Raw genomic sequence first — 22,378 nt, 5'->3', positions numbered from 1 at the left:
TTTCCAAAAGAATGCTTTCCTTTGCCACAAAAGGCATACTAACTAATACATTACCATGAGAAGCAAAACATTATTTTCTATTTTTGTTGCCAGCCTGATGGCGTATACAACTTCAGCACAAAAAGTGAACGTACAACCTGTACATGTGGAAGCTCCTTTCCCTATGGATTCCGTACACTTGTGCACATTCCCCAATAAAGAATTCTCCATCACAAAATATGGAGCCCAAAAGGGAAGCAATCATCTAAACACCCAGGCATTTGCCAAAGCCATTGAAGCATGCCACCGTGCGGGAGGCGGACGAGTGGTAGTCCCAGCCGGTGAGTGGTTTACCGGACCTATTCACCTCAAAAGCCATGTCAACCTTTTTTTGGAAGAAGGAGCTGTAGTCAGATTCTCTGACAATCCCAATGATTACCTTCCAGCTGTAATGACCTCCTGGGAGGGGCTGGAATGCTATAATTACTCGCCACTTATCTATGCATTTGAATGTGAGAATGTAGGTATCTCCGGAAAAGGAACACTGGCTCCAGTCATGGGCACCTGGCGTACGTGGTTTAAACGTCCGGAAGCTCACTTAAACGCATTAAGACAATTGTATTCCATGGGGTCAACAGATGTTCCTGTAGAACAACGCCAAATGGCAAGAGGAGAAAATCATCTTCGTCCACACCTCATTCATTTTAACCGCTGCAAAAATATATTATTAGAAAATTTCCATATCCGCCAAAGTCCTTTTTGGACCATCCATCTCTATTTGTGTAACAGTGGCGTAGTACGCCACCTCGATGTGCAGGCTCATGGGCACAACAATGACGGAATCGATTTGGAAATGAGCCGGAACTTTCTGATTGAGAACTGTAAGTTCGACCAGGGAGACGATGCGGTGGTCATCAAATCCGGACGTAACCAAGATGCATGGCGCCTCAACACACCCAGTGAAAATATCGTCGTCCGGGATTGTGATATTCTCAATGGACATACCCTGCTCGGAATCGGAAGTGAAATCTCCGGAGGAGTACGCAATATCTACATGATCCGCTGTAAAGCTCCACAAAATGTACACCGCCTGTTTTTCTTAAAAACAAACCATCGTCGTGGAGGGTTTATCGAAAACATTTACCTGGAAGACATCGAAGCTGGAGACATGCTTCGTACCTTTGAAGTAGACACTGAAGTATTATACCAATGGAAAGATTTAGTTCCAACTTATGAAACACGTATCACCCGTATAGATGGAATACATGTAAAGAACATTCATTGCCAGTCGGCTGATGCCATTTACGAGCTAAAAGGAGATGCCCGATTACCAATCCGTAATGTATTTGTTGAAAATGTAAAAGTAGATACAGTACGTCAGTTTATCAATCGGTTATCAAATGTGGAAAATTTTCAGGCTAACGAGGTATCCGCTACTATCTTACTTCACAAAGAAGCACCCAGTATAGATTTAGATAAACTATATAAACAGAAAGCAGAATAATAAAAATAGCGAGAAGCGGCATCCCTCACCGATGCATCTTCTCGCTATTTCATTATAATTGATACAAATTAAAACTGGAACAAAGCAGTCAGTACGATGCGGTTATTTTTCACCAGATGGGTGTTGGTCACCCGTGCCTTGTCGGTATAATCGCCATACCACGCGCCGGTCCAAGTATATTCTGCTCCGAACTTCCAGTTCGGGCGATTGTAAGTCAGTTCGGCTCCCAGTGTATTCAACTGGTCGATATTTGTTCCTGTACCCAATACTCCAGTCACACTTTTCGATGCTCCCAAGTTTTTGAGATACCCGGCAAACACTCCGCCACGGAACTTGCTTCCATACATCATATTTACCCAAGTATGCGATACACGCAAAGGAGTGTACTCCTGTTCACCCGTGCGAGAGTCGGTACACGTAATGCCATACCCGCCAATTGTACTGGTTTGCGTCAGGTTTGACCCTAACACGCTCTTGGCTGCCAGCAAGAAACGGCGGTGCACATATTTCACATGCGCCTCAGCTGAAACTCCTGTCACGCGTTCGCTTACCTTGTATATATTGTCATTGTATTTCGATTCTGTACGAGGAGACATGGAAGACACATGCACACCCGCTCCGGCAAGCAATCCGGGACGATTATAATCCATGCCCAAATAAAACTCGGGCAAGCAACCGTTCTTCATAAAGCTCTGGCTTTTAACTGTAGTAACGGCTCCTGCCTCATTTGAAGAAGGACCTACCGACAAATACTGTGACTGCCATATAGCAGCAGCGGTCAGTTTGAAATTTTTGTTTGTAAACCGATAGCGAACCTGCGGTGCACGGCTGAACGGCTGATAAGGTGCTCCCATGTTCAAGTTCAGAATTTCAGGAGCTACATCTCCATACAGAGGATGCCATGTTTGTCCAACCAGCAGGGCTGATTTTCCCCAATCAAGGTTGAAATACACGTGACGAATACGGAACAAAGAATAAGTGGTACCCGAACCACGGAAATCGACTTCCACCTTTGCCGAAGTCTTTGCCTTTCCCAAGGTAGGTCCGGTCACATCCACTCCCAATCTGGTGTACAATGTATAGAAGTTACCATCCGGTTTGGCATTCAAATCCTTTCCGTCCGCATCAGGAGCTACATCCTTAGGATACATGTAAAAAAGTCCGTCGACAGTTTCTGAGTTGGAACGGCTGTTATAGAATAAGTCGGTCCGCACCTGTCCATAAAATTTATAACCAAACCCTTCTTTCTGAGCCATTACCCCTGCCGAAGCGGCCATCATGACCCACATTAAAAAGCATCTTTTTTTCATTTGAAATTACTTTTACCTTTACAGCCCGCAAAATTATACATAATCTATAGAACAGCCAAACAATTCTTTATAAGGAACGTATCCGGCGGAACCAGCATACAAACCAGACCGCAGCCACCAGTGTACAACACAATCCGACAGGATAAGCCACTTCGGCCGACAAGGCCAGCCCTTCGGGAGCAATGAGAATATATGTGGCACAAACACAAGTCATAAACAGAGCCGGTATCAAGGTTACCCAATAATTTTTCCGTGCACAAACCAGCCAGACCGTAATGGCCCACAAAGTAAAGACAGACAAAGTCTGATTACACCAGGCAAAATATCGCCAGATAATCTTGAATCCTTCCGCATCTCCAAAGCTGTACACCAACAACAAGATGGTAACCAAGAATATGGGGATACAAATGAAGAGACGTTTAGCGATAGAGCGCTGCTCTACATGAAAAAAGTCAGCCACAATCAGACGTGCCGAACGCAAGGCGGTATCACCACTCGTAATAGGAGCTGCCACAATTCCCAATATGGCCAAAATGCCACCGAATGCCCCTAACCAGTCTTTTGAGATATCTGTAGCGACCTTAGCTCCGGAATAAGCCACTCCGGTCACTTTATCCACAATACCGTTCTCCTGAAAGAAATAAGTCGCCGCTGCAGCCCAGATAAGTGCCACAATTCCTTCCGTTACCATCGCTCCATAGAAAATCGGACGGCAGTGCTTTTCATTTGTAATGCAACGCGCCATCAAAGGCGACTGGGTAGCATGAAAACCGCTGATGGCTCCACATGCAATGGAGATAAACATCATCGGGAAAATCGGGTTCTTCTCGTATTTCGTACCAAATCCCTCCCACATTTCAGGCAAGGCCGGACTTTTGACATACAGCATAACAAGGATGCCTACAGCCATAAACAACAAGGCAAAGGCAAATAAAGGATAAATGCGTCCGATGATTTTATCAATAGGAAGCATGGTCGCCAAAATGTAATACAAGAAAATCACGACCATCCAGAAATACACATCCAGCGCAGAAGGAGTCATACCAGCCAGCAGCTCTGCAGGTCCTGAAACAAATACCGCACCGACCAGAATCATCAGCAAGACAGTAAACACGCAGGCCACCTTTTTAGTCCGGCTTCCTAAATAACGACCGATAATTTCCGGAAGACTTTCTCCATTGTTACGCAACGATAAGGTACCGGACAAAAAATCGTGTACGGCTCCGGCGAAAATCGTACCGAACACAATCCACAAATAAGAAGCCGTACCAAACTGCGCCCCCATTATCGCTCCGAAAATAGGTCCGAGTCCGGCTATGTTCAAAAACTGAATCATAAAAATTTTCCATGTGGGAAGGGGAATAAAATCCACCCCGTCGGCCATTGTCAAAGCCGGCGTTTTACGTGTAGAATCAGGAGCAAACAAGGAATTGACGTACTTTCCATAAACCCAATATCCCACCACCAATAATACCAATGCGAGAGTAAACGTTATCATATCTATCAATTTATCTTTTATTATCGCGCAAAAGTAATAAAAAGAAACAAACCGTTACTGTTTTCAAGAAAAATTTACTCCGCAAGCCCTCATTCTTTCTCCTCTTCTTCCGGCTTATTATCTTATTTCTCTACATATCCGCAATTTATATGTATATTTGCACAAACATTTAAAAGATATGCGCATACTATTAATCGGTCTTCTATTTATAAGCAGCTTGCTTTCCTTACAAGCTCAGCCTAAAGAGGAAATACGCGCCACCTGGCTGACCACTCTTGGAGGAATGGACTGGCCCACACGGAAGGCGAATTCGGCCAAGGGAATTGAAGCACAGAAAAATGAGCTGATCCGGCAACTTGATGCCTTAAAGGCAGCCAATTTCAATACCGTACTTTTTCAAACCCGTCTTCGGGGAGACGTTATCTACCCTTCTGCAATTGAGACCTTTGCAGAAAGTCTTACAGGACATACCGGCAAGAACCCCGGATATGACCCACTGCAATTTGCGATAGAAGAATGCCACAAACGAGGACTGGAACTTCATGCATGGCTGGTGTGTATTCCTATCGGAAACAAGCGCCAAGTAACGCTGTTGGGAAAGAACTGTGTAGTAAAAAAACAACCGGCACTTTGCAAGCAGTTCAACGGGAGCTGGTACCTTGACCCTGGAAATCCAGGAACAGCCGATTACCTGAGCCGGATAGCCAAGGAAATTACAAGTCGCTATGACATTGACGGCATCCACTTGGATTATATCCGCTATCCGGAGCAGGGCGAAAAGTTCCCGGACAAAGATACCTATCGGAAATATGGGAAAAAGCAGGAGCTCAAGCAATGGAGACGGGATAACATTACCCGCATTGTCGCACGAATTTACGCGGAGGTAAAGCAACTGAAGCCGTGGGTGAAAGTCAGCAGTTCCCCCATCGGGAAGTTCAACGACACACGGCGTTATTCATCCTTTGGCTGGAACGCATACAGCACAGTATATCAGGATGCACAAAAATGGCTGAATGATGGTATTCAGGATGCGCTTTTCCCCATGATGTATTTCCAGGGAAATCACTTCTACCCTTTTGCACTCGACTGGAAAGAAAACAAGAATGAACGTTGGATAGTACCCGGACTGGGAATCTATTTTCTTCACCCTAAAGAGCAGAACTGGAAAGTAGATGAAATCATACGCCAGATTTATTTCTCCCGAAGAATTGGATTGGATGGACAGGCTTATTTCCGTAACAAATTCATGCTGGAGAATACCAAAGGAATACTGGACGAACTGACGAACCATTTTTACGTATACCCGGCAGTAGTGCCTCCCATGCGATGGACAAAAGGCAATCCTCCCTCTCAGCCGACTTCTCCTTCTTTGGTATTAAAAGGAAACAATATCGAAATGAGCTGGAAGGCATCCCCATCTTTGCCGGGAGGAATCTATTACCGGATTTATGCATCTGCCACTTATCCGGTAGATACAGAGAAGACTCAAAACCTGATTATTACACGTACGGACAGCTGTCAATACACATTTGAGCCGGATTTATCCACAAAGGGAGGTATCTACTGGGCAGTTACAGCCGTAAACCGTTTTGGATATGAAAGCACCCCACTGGCTTTAAACATACCGGCTAAAGACAATCCTGTGATTTATTACGGAAGCTTTCCGGCTATCCCAAGCGGATATATACTCATTGTGAGTGACGCCACAGGCATGGAGATTCTACGTACAGTCCAGCCTGAGAAAGACATTCCTCAGAAAACGGGAAAAGGCTTTTTCCGATTCAGCCTGTTAGCTCCTGACGGCACAATTACCCCTGCAGGAGTAACGGTGTACTGATTTTATCCCGAAACGCATGGTAATAAAAGGAATAATCACTAAATTTGCACATTCAATTGAAACAAACAAACTTACTATACTCATGAGCAATCAACGATACATGCAGCGCGGCGTATCTGCATCTAAAGAAGATGTACATAACGCTATCAAGAACATTGACAAAGGTATTTTCCCAAAAGCATTCTGTAAAATCATTCCTGATATTTTAGGAGGTGACCCGGAGTACTGCAACATCATGCATGCCGACGGAGCCGGAACAAAGTCTTCACTGGCTTATTTGTACTGGAAAGAAACCGGCGACTTGTCTGTATGGAAGGGTATCGCACAGGATGCATTGATTATGAACATCGATGACTTGTTGTGCGTAGGAGCGGTAGATAACATCTTAGTATCTTCTACCATCGGCCGTAACAAGCTGCTTGTACCGGGAGAAGTGATTTCTGCCATCATCAACGGAACAGATGAGTTGCTGGCTGAACTTCGCGAAATGGGTGTCGGCGTATATGCCACAGGTGGAGAAACCGCCGATGTAGGCGACCTGGTTCGTACGATTATTGTAGACAGTACGGTAACTTGCCGTATGAAACGTGTCGATGTCATCGACAATGCCAATATCCGTCCGGGTGACGTAATCGTCGGTCTGGCTTCTTATGGTCAGGCTACTTATGAAAAAGAATACAACGGTGGTATGGGAAGCAACGGTCTGACCAGTGCCCGTCATGATGTGTTCAGCAAATACCTGGCTGAAAAATATCCGGAAAGCTACGACAAGGCTGTACCTGAAGAATTGGTCTATAGCGGTAAACTGAAACTGACGGATGCCGTAGAAGGCTCTCCACTGGATGCCGGCAAGCTGGTTCTTTCTCCGACACGTACTTATGCACCGGTGGTTAAGAAATTGCTGGATGCCCTGCGTCCGGAAATCCACGGTATGGTTCACTGCTCAGGTGGTGCACAGACAAAAGTGCTGCACTTCGTAGGCGACAATTGCCGTGTCATCAAAGACAACCTCTTCCCTGTTCCTCCTTTGTTCCGTACAATTAAAGAACAAAGCGGCACCGAATGGGACGAAATGTACAAGGTATTCAACATGGGACACCGCCTGGAAGTTTACCTGTCACCGGAACATGCGGAACAAGTAATTGAAATCAGCAAGTCGTTCAACATCGACGCACAGATTATCGGACGCATCGAAGAAAGTGACCACAAGGAACTGATTATCCGTTCTGAATTTGGAGAATTCAAATATTAATATAATAAAGCCATACTTATAGGCATATTTGAATTTACTCCAATAACAAAAAGGCATTAATAATACACCTTAAGATGAAAAAGGTTTATGATAAAATCAATATAGATCTATACATAATTGCTGTCGCTTTTGGAAAAAATTATAGCAACAATGTATATGCTAGAATACTTATAAGTGATAATAAAGAAGCAAAATGCAGTCAATATTCAAGACCTATTGATTTTTATGATATTTATGATAAAGAAGGTGTATTAGAAGAAGCTCTGTTTTCACAAAAAATACCTTCAATCAATAATGTACCACTCTTTAGAAAAGTCGTTTCATTAGAAGATGCCATTTATTGGGGTAAGGGTAACTTAATTCATATATCACATGCACCAATAGGAATTAAAAATAATAGTGGTTCAATAACCAAAATACGAGACAGCTTCACTGCTGCACTCGACTCTGAAAATGAGGAAATAGTTATTAATGATGAATTATATAGTCTATTTAACAGAAAAGGGGCTTTATATTACAAAAATAAAGAGTTTATAGATGATTACAAACAATATATTGCTATAGAAAGATATTGGTAATTGTCATACTATTTATATATTCAAGCGATATACCTCTCGTCTAAATATTAGAAGATCTAACTGCTGGAGAGGTTAGCGGTATATTCTTCGGATATTAGATTGGCGGAAAGACCATATTGACAATATTTCCCCAAATTGGGAAAAAGTCTTCTCCTAATTTAATTGCAATAGTTCTAGTTCTGATTGGTATACCTATAACATTTCTGTTCGATGGCTGATTGTGGTAAAAAACAAAAAGATTTAAATGGCAGAAAATAACACCATATTAGAGAAACTTGAAGGATTGGTGTCACGTTTTGAGGAAGTGTCTACACTGATTACTGACCCGAACGTGATAGCAGACCAGAAACGATACGTCAAACTGACCAAAGAATACAAAGAGCTGGGCGACCTGATGGCTGCCCGCAAGGAGTATCTTCAATGTCTAAACGGATTGGAAGAAGCCAAAATGATGATGAGCGAGAACGATCCGGAGATGAAAGAAATGGCTCGTGAAGAAGCGGCCGCTTGTGAAGCTCGCATTCCGGAACTGGAAGAAGAAATAAAATTATTGTTAGTACCGGCAGACCCGCAAGATGACCGAAATGCCATTCTGGAAATTCGTGGCGGTACAGGAGGTGATGAAGCTGCCATCTTTGCCGGCGATCTGTTCCGTATGTATTCTAAATACTGCGAATCAAAAGGATGGAGACTGGAAGTTTCCAGCGCCAACGAAGGAGCTGCGGGTGGTTTTAAAGAAATCATCTGTTCGGTAACAGGTGAAAAAGTGTACGGTACACTGAAATATGAATCAGGTGTACACCGCGTACAGCGAGTTCCTGCTACCGAGACACAAGGTCGTGTACATACCTCGGCCGCATCGGTAGCCGTACTTCCCGAAGCGGAACCTTTCGACGTGGAAATCAACGAAGGTGAAATCAAATGGGATACATTCCGAAGTGGCGGTGCCGGAGGTCAGAACGTCAACAAGGTAGAATCTGGCGTACGCTTGCGTTACAACTGGAAAAATCCGAACACCGGTATCGTAGAAGAAATCCTCATAGAATGTACGGAAACTCGTGACCAGCCGAAAAACAAGGAACGTGCCCTCAGCCGTTTGCGTACCTTTATCTACGACAAGGAACACCAAAAGTACATTGACGACATCGCTTCCAAACGTAAGACAATGGTAAGTACCGGTGACCGCTCGGCTAAGATACGTACTTACAACTATCCACAAGGACGTATCACCGACCACCGCATCAACTACACCATCTATAACCTGGCGGCTTTCATGGACGGTGACATACAGGACTGCATCGACCACCTGATTGTGGCTGAAAATGCAGAGCGATTGAAAGAGAGTGAATTATAATTACGCGTGTACAATTTTATCCCTACCCGCGTACAAAAGGAGTATATAATTATCATTAAAATAAACGTGTCATGAACAAACAAGAATTATTTGAAAACATCAAAAAGAAAAAATCTTTTTTGTGTGTAGGACTTGATACTGATATAAAGAAAATTCCGGAACACCTTCTGAAAGAAGAAGACCCGATTTTCGCATTCAATAAAGCTATCATCGACGCAACAGCTCCCTACTGTATCGCTTATAAACCCAACCTGGCTTTTTATGAAAGCATGGGCGTGAAAGGTTGGATTGCATTCGAAAAGACAGTAGAATACATTAAGAAAAACTATCCAGACCAGTTCATCATCGCTGATGCAAAACGTGGAGACATCGGTAATACTTCTGCCATGTATGCCCGCACTTTCTTTGAAGAACTGAATATTGATTCTGTCACTGTAGCTCCTTACATGGGAGAAGACAGCGTAACTCCATTCCTTACTTACGAAGGTAAATGGGTTATCCTACTGGCACTGACTTCCAACAAAGGCTCACACGATTTTCAATTGACTACCGATACAGAAGGCGAACGTCTGTTCGAAAAAGTATTACGCAAATCACAGGAATGGGCTAACGACCAGAACATGATGTATGTGGTAGGTGCTACTCAGGGACGTATGTTCGAAGACATCCGCAAAATCGTTCCCAATCACTTCTTGCTGGTACCAGGTATCGGTGCTCAGGGCGGTTCACTGGAAGAAGTTTGCAAATATGGTATGACTAAAGAATGTGGATTGATTGTCAATTCAAGTCGCGCCATTATCTACGCAGACAAAACAGAAAACTTTGCCAATGTAGCTGCGGAAGAAGCCCAAAAGGTACAGCAGCAAATGGAAAAAGAACTCGCTGCTATCCTCTAAGCAACAATTAGTTTCCACATACAAAGAAGTACAAAGATTCTCAACAGGAATTTTTGTACTTCTTTTTTATCATATAAAAACAACCTTCCGAAGCATTTGTTATACGATACCAATGAAAATTAATGGTCGTTTCAGGCAAATAATTGCTTTTTTTCACGGATATGTAAAAAAAAAATACGTAATTTGCATAATTAAGTAGTAAGTATGCTTTTTCAGGCAACTAAATATTGAAGAACAACCAAGGAAAACCAAGGAATTAAAGATAACTAATATGGAGTTCTCAGCTAAGCAAATTGCGGAATACATCCAGGGAATTATAGTTGGTGATGAAAATGCCACAGTACACACCTTTGCCAAAATTGAAGAGGGTGTACCGGGAGCATTATCCTTTCTATCCAATCCTAAGTACACTCATTATATCTACGATACGAAATCTTCCATTGTACTGGTAAATAAAGATTTCGAACCTGAACATGAACTTCAGACCACACTTATCAAAGTGGATAATGCATACGAGAGTCTGGCCAAACTCATGGCGTTATATGAAATGAGTATCCCCAAGAAACAAGGTGTAAGTCCGTTAGCATCCATTGCAGAAAGTGCCAAAATTGGAAAGAATGTGTACATCGGTCCATTTGCGTGCATCGAAGACGGGGCTGAAATTGGAGACAATGTATGTATACATCCGCAGGCTACCATCGGAAGCAATGTGAAAATAGGCATGAACACCATTATTTATCCTCATGTAACCATCTATCAGGATTGCAGAATTGGGAACAATTGTATTCTTCACGCCGGAGCCGTAATCGGTGCCGACGGATTTGGTTTTGCTCCGGGAGCAGATGGCTATGAAAAGATTCCACAAATAGGAATTGTGGAGCTGGAAGACAATGTAGAAGTTGGTGCCAACACTTGTATTGACCGTGCCACAATGGGACATACACTTATCAAACAGGGAGTGAAACTGGATAATTTGATTCAGGTTGCCCACAATGTGGAAATTGGGAAACACACTGTGATGGCATCACAAGTAGGAATTGCCGGTTCTGCCAAAATTGGCGAATGGTGTATGTTCGGAGGTCAGGTAGGAGTTGCCGGACACATCAAGGTGGGAGACCACGTCAATGTAGGAGCACAGTCTGGTATTCCAGGAAATACAAAATCAAACACTACATTAATGGGCTATCCAGCAATAGACCCGAAACAGTTCGCACGTTCTGCAGCTATCTATAAGAAACTACCGGATATGTATGTGGAACTCGGACGCCTGCAAAAGGAAATTGAAGAATTAAAAAAACAACTAAATAAATAAACCCATGTTGAAACAACAAACCTTAAAAGGCAGCTTTTCACTCAATGGAAAGGGACTCCATACGGGAGTTAAACTGACCGTTACGTTCAATCCTGCCCCAGAGCACTACGGGTATAAGATACAGCGAATCGATTTGGACGATCAGCCCATATTAGATGCTGTAGCAGAAAATGTGGTAGACACAACCCGTGGAACAGTTTTAGCAAAAAACGGGGTAAAAGTTAGTACCGTAGAACATGCGTTGGCTGCATTATACGCAGCAGGTATAGATAACTGCTTGATTCAAGTCGACGGACCGGAATTTCCTATTTTGGACGGAAGTGCCAAAGCATACGTAGAATGTATCAAGCGCGTAGGCATCGAAGAACAAGCTGCTCCGAAAGATTATTACATCATCAAGTCAAAGATTGAGTTCCGTGATGAAGAAACAGGTTCTTCCATCATTGTACTTCCTGATGACAAGTTCAGCGTCAACACACTGATTTCATACGACTCCAAAATATTGACCAACCAATATGCTACGTTGGAAAATATGGAATGCTTCCCTACAGAAATTGCTTCTGCACGTACATTCGTATTTGTCCGTGAAATTGAGCCGCTGCTGAATGCCGGACTCATCAAGGGAGGCGACCTGGATAACGCTATCGTTATCTACGAAAAGCAGATGACACAGGAGAACTTCGATAAGTTAGCCGACGTGATGGGAGTACCTCACATGGATGCGAGCCATTTAGGATACATCAACCACATTCCATTGGTATGGCCAAACGAACCTGCACGCCATAAACTGCTGGACATTATTGGTGATTTGGCGTTAGTAGGCAAACCTATTAAAGGCCGCATCATTGCTACCCGTCCGGGACATACCATCAACAACAAATTTGCCCGCCAGCTCCGGAAGGAAATCCGCATGCACGAAATACAAGCTCCGGTTTACAACTGTAACGAAGAGCCTTTGATGGACGTAAACCGTATTCGTGAATTATTACCTCATCGTTATCCATTCCAGTTGGTAGATAAAGTAATTGCTATTGGAGCCAACTATATTGTGGGTGTTAAAAATGTGACATCCAACGAACCATTCTTCCAAGGCCATTTCCCGCAAGAACCTGTAATGCCTGGTGTATTACAAATTGAAGCAATGGCTCAAGTAGGAGGTTTGCTGGTTTTGAATTCAGTAGACGAACCGGAAAAATATTCCACCTATTTCTTGAAGATAGACAATGTAAAGTTCCGTCAGAAAGTGGTTCCAGGTGATACTTTAATTTTCAGGGTCGAATTGATGGCACCTATTCGCCGAGGAATATCTACCATGAAAGGATATGTTTTCGTAGGTGAAAAGATTGTCTGCGAAGCTGAATTTATGGCACAAATTGTAAAAAACAAGTAACATGATCAGTCCTTTAGCATATATAGACCCGGAAGCCAAAATCGGGGAGAACGTAGAAATAGGTCCTTTTGTCTTCATTGACAAGAATGTAGTCATTGGTGACAATAATGTCATTATGCCGAATGCCAACATTCTGTATGGTTCCCGTATTGGAAATGGAAACCGTATATTCCCCGGAGCAGTAATTGGAGCTATCCCACAAGACCTGAAATTTCACGGAGAAGAAACCACTGCAGAAGTCGGAGACAACAATACCATCCGTGAGAATGTAACTATCAATCGTGGTACAGCAGCCAAAGGTAAAACTGTAGTAGGTAATAATAACCTGCTGATGGAAGGAGTACACGTAGCTCATGATACGATTGTGGGAAACGGATGTATTATTGGCAACCAAACCAAAATGGCTGGAGAAGTGATTATCGATGACAATGCTATCGTAAGTGGTGTTGTACTAATGCATCAATTCTGCCATGTAGGAAGCTACGTTATGATTCAGGGCGGTTGCCGTTTCAGCAAAGACATACCACCTTATATCATTGCCGGAAGAGATCCAATTGCTTATTGTGGCATCAATATTGTAGGTCTTCGTCGTCGAGGATTTACAAACGAGCAGATTGAAATAATCCACAATGCCTACCGCATTATTTACAATAGTGGGAAAAATGTTACGGAAGCCATTGCACAGATAAAAGCTGAAATGCCGATGACACCCGAAATTGAATACATCATTTCATTTGTGGAAAACTCACAGCGCGGTATCATCCGATAAAAAAGATTTTGTATATTTACCCCCATCAACAAAAGACAAAAAGAAAATGGTATACAAATTTAGAATCATATCTGACGAAGTCGATGATTTCTTAAGAGAAATCCAAATCGACTCTGAAGCTTCTTTCTACGACCTTCACGAAGCTATTCTGAAATCAACTGGATACAAAGATGACCAGATGACTTCTTTCTTCATCTGTGACGATGACTGGGAAAAAGAAACAGAAATAACGCTGGAAGACATGGGAAGCGGAAGCTCGGAAGAAGATACATACATCATGAGAGAAACTCCTCTAAGCGAATTGCTGGAAGATGAAAAACAAAAGATGATATATGTGTTTGACCCACTTGCTGAACGTGTATTCTTCATTGAACTTTCAGAAATCATCACCGGAAAAGATTTGGACAAGGCAGTATGCACTCGTAAAAATGGAGAAGCTCCTCAACAGACCATCGATTTTGATGAACAGATGAATACAAACGCTGCACTCGACCTTGACGAAAACTTCTATGGCGATCAAGACTACGACATGGAAGACTTTGACCCGGAAGGTTTTGACATCAACGAAGGAAGCGGAAATCCTTATGATGAAGATAAATATTAAAAAGAGCTGACACGTAGTTACATCAGTTTGAAACAATATAAGAAATGTCATCCTGGGTCTGACTCAGAATGACATTTTCTTTTTTCCCTACCGACCTATCCCCACATACAAATGAAAAAGCCCGTCCTTATTGTACTTATTGGTCCTACCGGTGTAGGAAAAACTGAATTGAGTCTTTCCATTGCCGAAAAGTATCATACCTCTATCATCTCTTCAGACTCCCGTCAGCTGTATAAAGACTTGAAAATTGGTACCGCAGCCCCCACTCCCGACCAGTTAAAGCGAGTACCTCACTATTTTGTAGGTACCCTTGAACTGACTGATTACTACAGCGCAGCCCAATTCGAGGCGGAAGTACTAAAGAAGCTGGAAGAGTTATTCAGGACTCATCCGGTAGTGGTGATGACCGGAGGTTCCATGATGTACGTTGACGCAGTCTGCAAAGGAATAGACGATATTCCTACGGTGGACAAGGAAACACGCGAACTGATGTTGCGCCGCTACGAAAGTGAAGGTCTGGAGCAACTTTGTGCAGAACTGCGGGTACTCGATCCGGAGTATTACCGCATTGTAGACCTGAAAAACCCCAAGCGGGTGATTCACGCACTGGAAATCTGTTATATGACGGGAAAAACCTACACTTCATTCCGCACCCGCAACACCAAAGAACGTCCGTTTCAAATCATCAAAATTGGCCTCACACGCGACCGTGAAGAGCTTTACCAGCGCATTAATCAGCGCGTGGATGAAATGATGAAAGAAGGATTGCTGGAGGAAGTCAAAAGCGTATACGCCTACAAGCACCTCAATTCACTCAATACCGTAGGCTACAAGGAGATATTCAACTACCTGAATGGAGAATGGGAGCTCCCCTTTGCAATAGAAAAAATCAAGCAAAACTCACGCATTTATTCCCGAAAACAAATGACTTGGTTCAAGAGAGACCCGGAAATCACGTGGTTCCATCCTACACAAGCAGAAGAAATTATGAAATTCCTGGAAGAACGAATCAATCAGGCGTAGCCGATTGGTTGTCTTCCAGCAAGAATTCTTTCCGGAACATATCCACAAACAAAAGGAACAGCGATACGAGCAACGGACCAAATATCACTCCCATAAAACCAAATAAAGGGAGTCCAGCCACTACACCGAAAATCGTAATCAACGGATGCACATCCGCCATTTTCTTCTGAAGCAGGAAACGTATCAGATTATCGCACTGTGATACGATGATAGCTCCATATCCCAGCATCATCAAAGCATTTACCCAACTTCCTACAATCAGGAAGTAGATGGTAATCGGTACCCATACCAAAGCGGTACCCACCAAAGGAATTACCGAAGCAAAAGCTGTCAGCATGGCACTTAGAAATGGGTTGGGAGCATCACAAATCAAATAGCCTCCTAACGATATAAATCCTTGGATAATGGCCAGCAAAGGAATTCCGATGGCGTTGGAACGCACCATCAACTGTACCTTCTTCAACACTTCAATCTTATTCTCGGCTTTAAAAGGCAACAATGTAGATATATAGTGCTCCATGGGTTTTCCTTCGTAAAGCATAAAGAACAACAGCATGATGGCCACGCACAGATTAACCAGCAGGTCGCTCACCCCCGTCATTACCGACTGACCAATGGAGGAAGCCTGTGACACAAAGAACGAAAGACTCTTCTCCGACAAAATATCGAAGCCCGTACGGTCTTTGATAAAATCAATCACATGCCATGCCGGACGAATGATGGCCTCCGTATCAAAATGCATCTTCGAAACCTGGCTCACCAAAGCCCAGCTAAACAGAGAAAGTGGTATCAGAATAAAAAGTGTCACTCCAATTGTCACCAGCCATACAGCCAATGCCGGCTTCATTTTGGTCTGAAGCCAGAAAGTGAAGTTACGCAACAGCAAATAAAGCGTAAATCCTCCCAGAATACCGTTCATAAACGGCTGTGCCTGGCGGAACAGCAAATATCCCAATCCAATGATAAAAACAATCAGTGAATATTTCCAATACCTTTCTTTCATGGTTCTTTAATTTATACTGTCACACTAATTCTCCTTTGCTTCTTCCTGCGGAATACGGAAAGCCGTGTAAAGTTCCAGTACTGCCGCTACCGTCAGGCAAACAATCCATTCGTTCCGTTTCCACAGCAACATGATTACTCCGGTCAACACCAGCAACATGGCTCCTAAAAGCTGCTGACGGCGCAAACGACGGATAATGATATTCTTTCCCTTATAATCGGAAACCAGCTGTACGTAGGCAAACAAACAAGCTCCTACCAGATACACATACGGAGCCCATGCCAGTTTTACGAACTGCAATGCCAGACCAATAAACAACACAATGGCTCCCACAACAGCCAGTTTATCCTTCATCTTTGATTCCATCACTTGTCTTCTTCAAAAATAAAAATATCCTCATTCTCTTTCTTCATCAGATACTTTTCACGAGCCACCTTCTCTAATGCTTCCTTATTTGAAGTAATCTCCTTCAGCAACTTGCTGTCCTCCTCATACTGCTTACGGTAACGCTCAATTTCCGTATTCAACTGATGAATTTCACGCTTATGTGCTATGCGGCGTATCAGACTATTTTCATCCAACACTCCGATAATCAACAGAAAAGCACCGATGGTTACCCAATACTTATGCCTTCCGATAAAAGCCCATATATTAGCCAGTTTACCCATAAAATACACACTTTATTACCCTTGCAAAGATAGAAATTATTTCATAGCAAGCCCATGACAAGAAAGAGATTTTATGTACATTTGCAGAAATATCAAGGAATCAAACAAAAGAAGCGACACATGGAAAATTATATCGTATCGGCACGCAAATACCGTCCCTCTACTTTCGATACCGTAGTGGGGCAACGTGCATTGACCACGACCCTGAAAAATGCCATTGCCAATCATAAACTGGCGCATGCCTACCTGTTCTGCGGTCCGCGAGGAGTAGGAAAAACCACCTGCGCACGTATCTTTGCCAAGACCATCAACTGTCTTCATCCGACTAGTGAAGGAGAGGCATGCAATGAATGTGAGTCATGCAAGGCTTTCAACGAACAGCGTTCCTATAATATCCATGAGTTGGATGCGGCCTCCAACAACTCAGTCGAAGACATCCGTTCCTTGATTGAGCAAGTACGCATCCCGCCCCAAATCGGCAAGTACAAGGTGTATATCATTGACGAGGTACACATGCTGTCTACCGCCGCATTCAATGCCTTTCTGAAGACACTGGAAGAACCGCCTCAGCATGCCATTTTTATTCTGGCCACCACTGAAAAGCATAAAATTCTTCCTACCATCCTGAGCCGATGCCAGATTTACGACTTCAGCCGCATCACGGTCAACGATACGGTAGAGCATCTGGAGAACGTAGCCCGCAAGGAGCACATCGAGGCCGAACCGGAAGCCCTGAACGTCATCGCACAGAAAGCCGACGGGGGTATGCGTGATGCCCTCTCCATCTTCGACCAGGTAGTGAGCTTCACCAACGGACACATCACCTACCAAAGTGTGATTGAGAACCTGAACGTACTGGACTACGAATATTATTTCAAACTGACCGATTTCTTCCTGGAAAATAAAGTAGCCGAATGCCTGCTCACTTTCAATGATATTCTTCGAAAAGGATTTGACGGCAACCATTTCATCACGGGGCTGACTTCGCATTTCCGAAACCTGCTGGTAAGCCGTGACCCGTCTACCCTGCAACTGCTGGAAGCCGGTGCTTCTATCCGAGATCGATACCAGGCTCAAGCGCAGAAATGTACGCCACAATTCCTGTACAAAGCCATGAAGCTGTGCAACGACTGCGACCTGAACTACCGGCAAAGTAAGAACAAACGCCTGCTGGTAGAGCTCACCCTTATTCAGGTGGCACAACTCACAGCCGAACCGGAAGATGCCGGAAGTGGGCATGGCCCTAAGAAACAGTTATCCCCCGTCTTCCATACGGCACAAGCCAGTCAGCCTGTAGCTCCACCCGCACAAGCGACTCCGGCAGCTACAGCTCCGGTCTCTCAGCCGACTCCTCAGCCTCAACCGGCGGCAGCAAGTGCACAACCTTATACAAGCACCTTGCAGCAATCGGAAGTACCCTACACTAAAAGCAGTCCACTGCCCAAAGTAAGTACGGAAAGAAAGGCACCGGTCATCAAAGCCGGCAGTTTAGGCATGTCTATCCGCAAGACACAGACAGCCTCCGCAGAGCCAACTGCACGAACAGCATCCAATGCGCCCGTGCAACAGCCCGTGGCAGAGACATGGGAAGATTACATGTTCAATGAAAAAGACTTAGGCTATTACTGGCGTGAGTTCGCCAGTCTGCTACCTAAAGAAGAGGCCGCCAATGCCGGACGCATGATGAACATGCACCCTCACCTGCTGGCCGACCAGCAGACATTTGAAGTAGCGGTGGACAATGACATGGTTCAGAAATACATGCAGCAACTGGCACCGAAGATAGAAGCCCATCTGCAGGAAAAACTACATAACCGCAAAATCAGAATGACTACACGGGTAAGCGAGGCCAACGAAAACGTGCGTCCCTATAGTCACGTAGAGCGTTTTCAGATGATGAGTAAGAAAAACCCCAGTCTGCTGAAACTCAAGGAAGCCCTCGGCCTAGAACTTTCCTGATGCCGAAGTATCCATAAAGAATACGGGCGGAGAAACAGCATGTGAATGTTTCTTCGCCCGTATTCTTTTATATTTCGATAAACTCCCGGCTTACAAATCATGATTCTTCATCCGATATTCAGCCAGTTCCTCGTACTTTGTTCCCGGACGACCGTAATTGCAATACGGATAAATGGAAATACCGCCACGTGGAGTAAAGATACCCGTCACCTCAATGTATTTCGGATCCATCAGTTTAATCAAGTCTTTCATGATGATGTTCACACAGTCTTCATGAAAATCGCCGTGATTACGGAAACTGAACAAATACAGCTTCAAGCTCTTGCTTTCCACCATCTTCACATCCGGCAGGTAACTGATACGAATTTCCGCAAAATCCGGCTGCCCCGTAATCGGGCAAAGACTGGTAAACTCCGGACAGTTGAAACGTACCCAGTAATCATTCTCCGGATGTTTGTTTACAAACGATTCCAGCACCTCAGGTGCATAATCCTGCTTATATACTGTTTTCTTATTCCCCAACAAAGTGAGTTCGTCTTTTCTTTCCATTCTTACTTATTTTGTTTTGAAGCCAAATATTTTTCCAATCCCTCACGGCGCAATTTACAAGCCGGACAATGCCCGCACCCGTCGCCCGGGATTCCATTATAACAAGTCAGTGTCTCATTTCGAACCAAGTCAAGCACTCCCAGTTCATCGGCCAGCGCCCAAGTCTGTGCCTTGTCAATCCACATCAGCGGTGTATGAATCACAAACTGTTCTTCCATGGCCAGATTCAGTGTCACGTTCAGCGACTTGATAAACGAGTCCCGACAATCGGGATACCCGCTGAAATCCGTCTGCGATACTCCCGTCACCATGTGATGGATACCTTTCTCACGCGCATAAACCGCTGCAATGCTCAGGAAAAACAAGTTTCTTCCCGGAACGAACGTATTCGGAAATGAATCTTTCGGTTTTTCCTCATCCATGTGAATAGACGTATCCGTCAGAGAGTTTTTTCCCAGATGTCCGATAAACGACACATCCATGACTTCAAACTCCACCCCGGCTTTCCGTGCAATTTCACGCGCCAGTTCCACTTCCTTTTCATGCTTCTGTCCGTACAGAAAGCTCAGTGCATATACTTTCTCAAAATGCTTTTTTGCCCAGAAAAGACAGGTCGTAGAATCCTGCCCGCCACTAAAAACGACGAGGGCCTCCTTATTATTTACCATATTTCTTAGATTTCCTTGATTCTTAATATATTATATGAGATATGCTCGTCATATACATCTGTATCATCCACTCGCTTGATGTACTTCACCACACGAACGGTTACCGGCAGTACAATTACTTCATACAAAGTCTTGAGTACCACCTGCACCAGCATCATCTTGCCCAGCTCACTCACCGGCATCAGTCCGCCAAAAGCCAGCGGGAAGAAAATCAGCGAGTCGGCTCCCTCTCCGGCTATGGTCGACAATACGGCACGGGCAGAGAAATTCTTTCCGTGTGAAGCCACTTTCATGCGGCTCATCACATACGCATTGATAAACGAACCTACCAGAAAGGCTGTCAGACTAGCTACCGCAATACGAGGTGCCATGCCGAATACGAAATTGAAGCTTTCTTCTCCCTCCCAGAATGGAGCAGCGGGAAGAGCCACTGCCAACTGTCCCATGGCCACTACCATGAAATTCATGAGGAAGCCCATCCAAATAATCAGACGCGCCTTACGGAAGCCCCATACTTCGGCAATACAGTCATTAATAATGTAAGAAATCGGGAAAACAATGAGTCCGGCAGTTACAGAAATCGGACCCAGCTGTACGACTTTGGTTTCTAACAGATTGGCTGCCACCAGGCAGACACAAAACACAATGCCCAAAACCATAAAAGGCACTGATACGAGATTTTCTTTTTTCATCGCTCCTGTTTTTTACGTGGTGTTCTAGAATACACGACCGCTATTCACGGCATCGCATGTAAATGTTCTCTTTTTAATCGGGCGCAAAGATACAAAGAATTTTCGGGACTAAGCATCTTTCTAATCTAATTATCTTACATACCTGCGATAAACCTGTTGCAGATACTTATCCGACAGATTTCCCTTCCCTTGCATCTGATGATAATAAAACAAGCCTTTATAATAGCTCCGATAATCAAACATACCAGATGTTGTAAACGGATAAGCATATATATCCCCATTATTTAATATATAACCATACGGCATTTTAGCCGGATTAGCCTGAAGATGAATAAAATGTTTACCATAGACTTTATAATCCGGCTCCACTAGCACACGAACAGACTTCTTGTGTCCCACAAAAGCAAAAGAATATTTCGTGCGTACCGGGCTCCCTCCCTGATGTGCGGCAACCCAATCCATACAACCGATAGAGGTTCTCAAAATACTGTCCGCATTGAGACCTTCGAAATCAGGCAACGAATCAAAATGAATATTGCTTGCCTTTCCGTTCTTTTCTATCACAAACGAACCTGCCACACTATAATCCTCATTGATTTTCTTCTGCTGCAACAAATCCTTGAAAGGAGTGGCTAAATCTCCCAGGAAAGATCTCTCCCCCTGATAAACAGGTGGTATCTCCGGATTTAAAATTACCTTTTCAACATCAGACGGAGAGGTATGAGTGTTGGCATACACATCCTTCAAATAGGGTATATAAACACTTTTCTCTCCTTTCGCTCCTCTACTCCTTGCAATCAGACAATCATGCCATGTAACTGCAATATCACGCTTATCTACCGTTTTGGCGGGTCTCCAACGAGGAGATTCTTCCATAATTTGCTTTACCTTACCAACCATTACAGCATCTCCGCCTGCGACTTCCACATCACACACACATCCTTTTTCATTCACCGTATACTCAATGGAAAGCGTATCTTCCGTCACAACTCCCGATGCAGACATCCGAGCACATATCCATTCCATAAAATTCTCCCTTCCATTAAAAGGACGCAACACCTGCCCTTCTGAAGCAAAACGAGGTGGCATATATAAAGAAATCCGTTCCACCTCCCGACGCTTTTCCTCCGGAAGAAATTCATAAAAGTCAATCCACATGTATTTATTGGCGTCTTCTATATCCAACAACGGAGTATTACACCGTGGAGCCCTCCTAACGACCCTTTCAATCTCCCTTTCAAATGCCGGATTCAACGTACTGAAACGGCTGGAAACAAACACTCTTCCATCCCATGCCACGCTAAGACACAATTGCTCTATTCCCGCCGTATGATATTTATAAGCATCTTCCGGATACTGAATCTGCGTCAACATCCAAGACGAGATACGATTCAAATCCCATCTTGCAGTATCTACCACCTGAGCCACCCCAGTACTGAAAGACAGTACACATACATACAAAAGACAGCAAATTTTGAGGACTCTATTCATACGATAAAATTTTAATATAGATACGAACGGCAGACTTCCGAT

General features: G+C 43.9%; 21 protein-coding genes. 12 read left to right on the top strand and 9 right to left on the bottom strand.

Going from position 1 to position 22,378, the window contains the following annotated elements; genetic code table 11:
• Positions 1-97 precede the first annotated feature (97 nt).
• Positions 98-1,483 carry an alpha-d-galacturonidase gene (locus DXD04_RS08275; RefSeq protein WP_117672593.1) on the top strand — a complete coding sequence of 462 codons (1,386 nt, stop codon included), beginning with the start codon at positions 98-100 and terminating at the stop codon, positions 1,481-1,483.
• A 68-nt stretch (positions 1,484-1,551) separates the two neighbouring features.
• Here DXD04_RS08275 and DXD04_RS08270 read toward each other — a convergent pair whose 3' ends face one another.
• Both DXD04_RS08270 and DXD04_RS08265 read right to left on the bottom strand, forming a co-directional pair.
• Positions 1,552-2,793 carry a hypothetical protein gene (locus DXD04_RS08270; RefSeq protein WP_117672526.1) on the bottom strand — a complete coding sequence of 414 codons (1,242 nt, stop codon included), beginning with the start codon at positions 2,791-2,793 and terminating at the stop codon, positions 1,552-1,554.
• Positions 2,794-2,860: 67 nt separating this feature from the next.
• Positions 2,861-4,291 carry a carbon starvation CstA family protein gene (locus tag DXD04_RS08265; RefSeq protein ID WP_117672523.1) on the bottom strand — a complete coding sequence of 477 codons (1,431 nt, stop codon included), beginning with the start codon at positions 4,289-4,291 and terminating at the stop codon, positions 2,861-2,863.
• 178 nt (positions 4,292-4,469) lie between these two features.
• On the opposite strand from DXD04_RS08265, the gene DXD04_RS08260 reads away from it, so the two are divergent.
• The 10 genes from DXD04_RS08260 (at position 4,470) to miaA (ending at position 15,306) form a co-directional block, all read left to right on the top strand.
• Entirely contained in the window at positions 4,470-6,128 is a 1,659-nt protein-coding gene (locus DXD04_RS08260; protein WP_117672521.1) for a glycoside hydrolase family 10-like protein, read from the top strand.
• A gap of 82 nt (positions 6,129-6,210) precedes the next feature.
• Positions 6,211-7,380: an AIR synthase-related protein gene (locus tag DXD04_RS08255; RefSeq protein WP_117672519.1), complete on the top strand. Its 1,170-nt coding sequence runs from the start codon at positions 6,211-6,213 to the stop codon at positions 7,378-7,380.
• Positions 7,381-7,454: 74 nt separating this feature from the next.
• A complete protein-coding gene (locus tag DXD04_RS08250; RefSeq protein WP_117672517.1) occupies positions 7,455-7,958 on the top strand; it encodes a hypothetical protein in 504 nt (167 codons plus the stop codon).
• Between the two features lie 244 nt (positions 7,959-8,202).
• Positions 8,203-9,312 carry a peptide chain release factor 1 gene (gene prfA / locus DXD04_RS08245; protein WP_117672515.1) on the top strand — a complete coding sequence of 370 codons (1,110 nt, stop codon included), beginning with the start codon at positions 8,203-8,205 and terminating at the stop codon, positions 9,310-9,312.
• A 71-nt stretch (positions 9,313-9,383) separates the two neighbouring features.
• Entirely contained in the window at positions 9,384-10,208 is an 825-nt protein-coding gene (pyrF, locus tag DXD04_RS08240) for an orotidine-5'-phosphate decarboxylase (RefSeq protein WP_117672513.1), read from the top strand.
• A gap of 271 nt (positions 10,209-10,479) precedes the next feature.
• Entirely contained in the window at positions 10,480-11,520 is a 1,041-nt protein-coding gene (gene lpxD / locus DXD04_RS08235) for a UDP-3-O-(3-hydroxymyristoyl)glucosamine N-acyltransferase (protein WP_117672510.1), read from the top strand.
• A gap of 4 nt (positions 11,521-11,524) precedes the next feature.
• Positions 11,525-12,910 carry a bifunctional UDP-3-O-[3-hydroxymyristoyl] N-acetylglucosamine deacetylase/3-hydroxyacyl-ACP dehydratase gene (locus tag DXD04_RS08230; RefSeq protein ID WP_022052647.1) on the top strand — a complete coding sequence of 462 codons (1,386 nt, stop codon included), beginning with the start codon at positions 11,525-11,527 and terminating at the stop codon, positions 12,908-12,910.
• Position 12,911: 1 nt separating this feature from the next.
• Positions 12,912-13,679 carry an acyl-ACP--UDP-N-acetylglucosamine O-acyltransferase gene (lpxA, locus tag DXD04_RS08225; RefSeq protein WP_117672508.1) on the top strand — a complete coding sequence of 256 codons (768 nt, stop codon included), beginning with the start codon at positions 12,912-12,914 and terminating at the stop codon, positions 13,677-13,679.
• Between the two features lie 46 nt (positions 13,680-13,725).
• The gene (locus DXD04_RS08220) at positions 13,726-14,283 is read left to right on the top strand and encodes an IS1096 element passenger TnpR family protein (RefSeq protein ID WP_007563307.1); all 558 of its coding nucleotides are present in this window, start codon (positions 13,726-13,728) and stop codon (positions 14,281-14,283) included.
• 111 nt (positions 14,284-14,394) lie between these two features.
• A complete protein-coding gene (miaA, locus tag DXD04_RS08215) occupies positions 14,395-15,306 on the top strand; it encodes a tRNA (adenosine(37)-N6)-dimethylallyltransferase MiaA (protein ID WP_117672506.1) in 912 nt (303 codons plus the stop codon).
• On the opposite strand, the gene DXD04_RS08210 is transcribed toward miaA, so the two are convergent.
• The 3 genes from DXD04_RS08210 to DXD04_RS08200 are packed head-to-tail and all read right to left on the bottom strand — an operon-like array spanning position 15,293 to position 16,977.
• Positions 15,293-16,309, bottom strand: a complete 1,017-nt coding sequence (locus tag DXD04_RS08210) for an AI-2E family transporter (protein WP_117672504.1) — start codon at positions 16,307-16,309, stop codon at positions 15,293-15,295. The genes miaA and DXD04_RS08210 overlap by 14 nt on opposite strands.
• Before the next feature lie 24 nt (positions 16,310-16,333).
• Positions 16,334-16,675 (bottom strand): hypothetical protein, encoded by a 342-nt coding sequence (locus tag DXD04_RS08205; protein WP_022052643.1) that lies wholly within the window; start codon positions 16,673-16,675, stop codon positions 16,334-16,336.
• Positions 16,675-16,977, bottom strand: coding sequence for an FtsB family cell division protein (locus tag DXD04_RS08200; RefSeq protein ID WP_007563314.1), 303 nt, complete (start codon positions 16,975-16,977; stop codon positions 16,675-16,677). Before DXD04_RS08200 ends, DXD04_RS08205 begins: the two co-directional genes overlap by 1 nt.
• A 120-nt stretch (positions 16,978-17,097) precedes the next feature.
• Between DXD04_RS08200 and DXD04_RS08195 the strand changes: the two genes are divergently transcribed.
• Positions 17,098-18,936, top strand: coding sequence for a DNA polymerase III subunit gamma/tau (locus DXD04_RS08195; protein WP_117672591.1), 1,839 nt, complete (start codon positions 17,098-17,100; stop codon positions 18,934-18,936).
• Between the two features lie 90 nt (positions 18,937-19,026).
• Here DXD04_RS08195 and queF read toward each other — a convergent pair whose 3' ends face one another.
• The 4 genes from queF to DXD04_RS08175 form a co-directional block, all read right to left on the bottom strand.
• Positions 19,027-19,485, bottom strand: coding sequence for a preQ(1) synthase (queF, locus tag DXD04_RS08190; RefSeq protein WP_007563319.1), 459 nt, complete (start codon positions 19,483-19,485; stop codon positions 19,027-19,029).
• 2 nt (positions 19,486-19,487) lie between these two features.
• Positions 19,488-20,153 (bottom strand): 7-cyano-7-deazaguanine synthase QueC, encoded by a 666-nt coding sequence (gene queC / locus DXD04_RS08185; RefSeq protein WP_007563321.1) that lies wholly within the window; start codon positions 20,151-20,153, stop codon positions 19,488-19,490.
• Positions 20,154-20,158: 5 nt separating this feature from the next.
• Positions 20,159-20,845, bottom strand: a complete 687-nt coding sequence (locus DXD04_RS08180; RefSeq protein ID WP_117672502.1) for a queuosine precursor transporter — start codon at positions 20,843-20,845, stop codon at positions 20,159-20,161.
• Between the two features lie 129 nt (positions 20,846-20,974).
• Positions 20,975-22,336, bottom strand: coding sequence for a hypothetical protein (locus DXD04_RS08175; protein WP_147330756.1), 1,362 nt, complete (start codon positions 22,334-22,336; stop codon positions 20,975-20,977).
• Between the last annotated feature and the right edge of the window lie 42 nt (positions 22,337-22,378).

The sequence above is a fragment of the Phocaeicola plebeius genome, assembly GCF_003437535.1.
GTDB classification, from domain to species: domain Bacteria; phylum Bacteroidota; class Bacteroidia; order Bacteroidales; family Bacteroidaceae; genus Phocaeicola; species Phocaeicola plebeius_A.
This window is presented reverse-complemented; position numbering and strand designations above follow the sequence as displayed.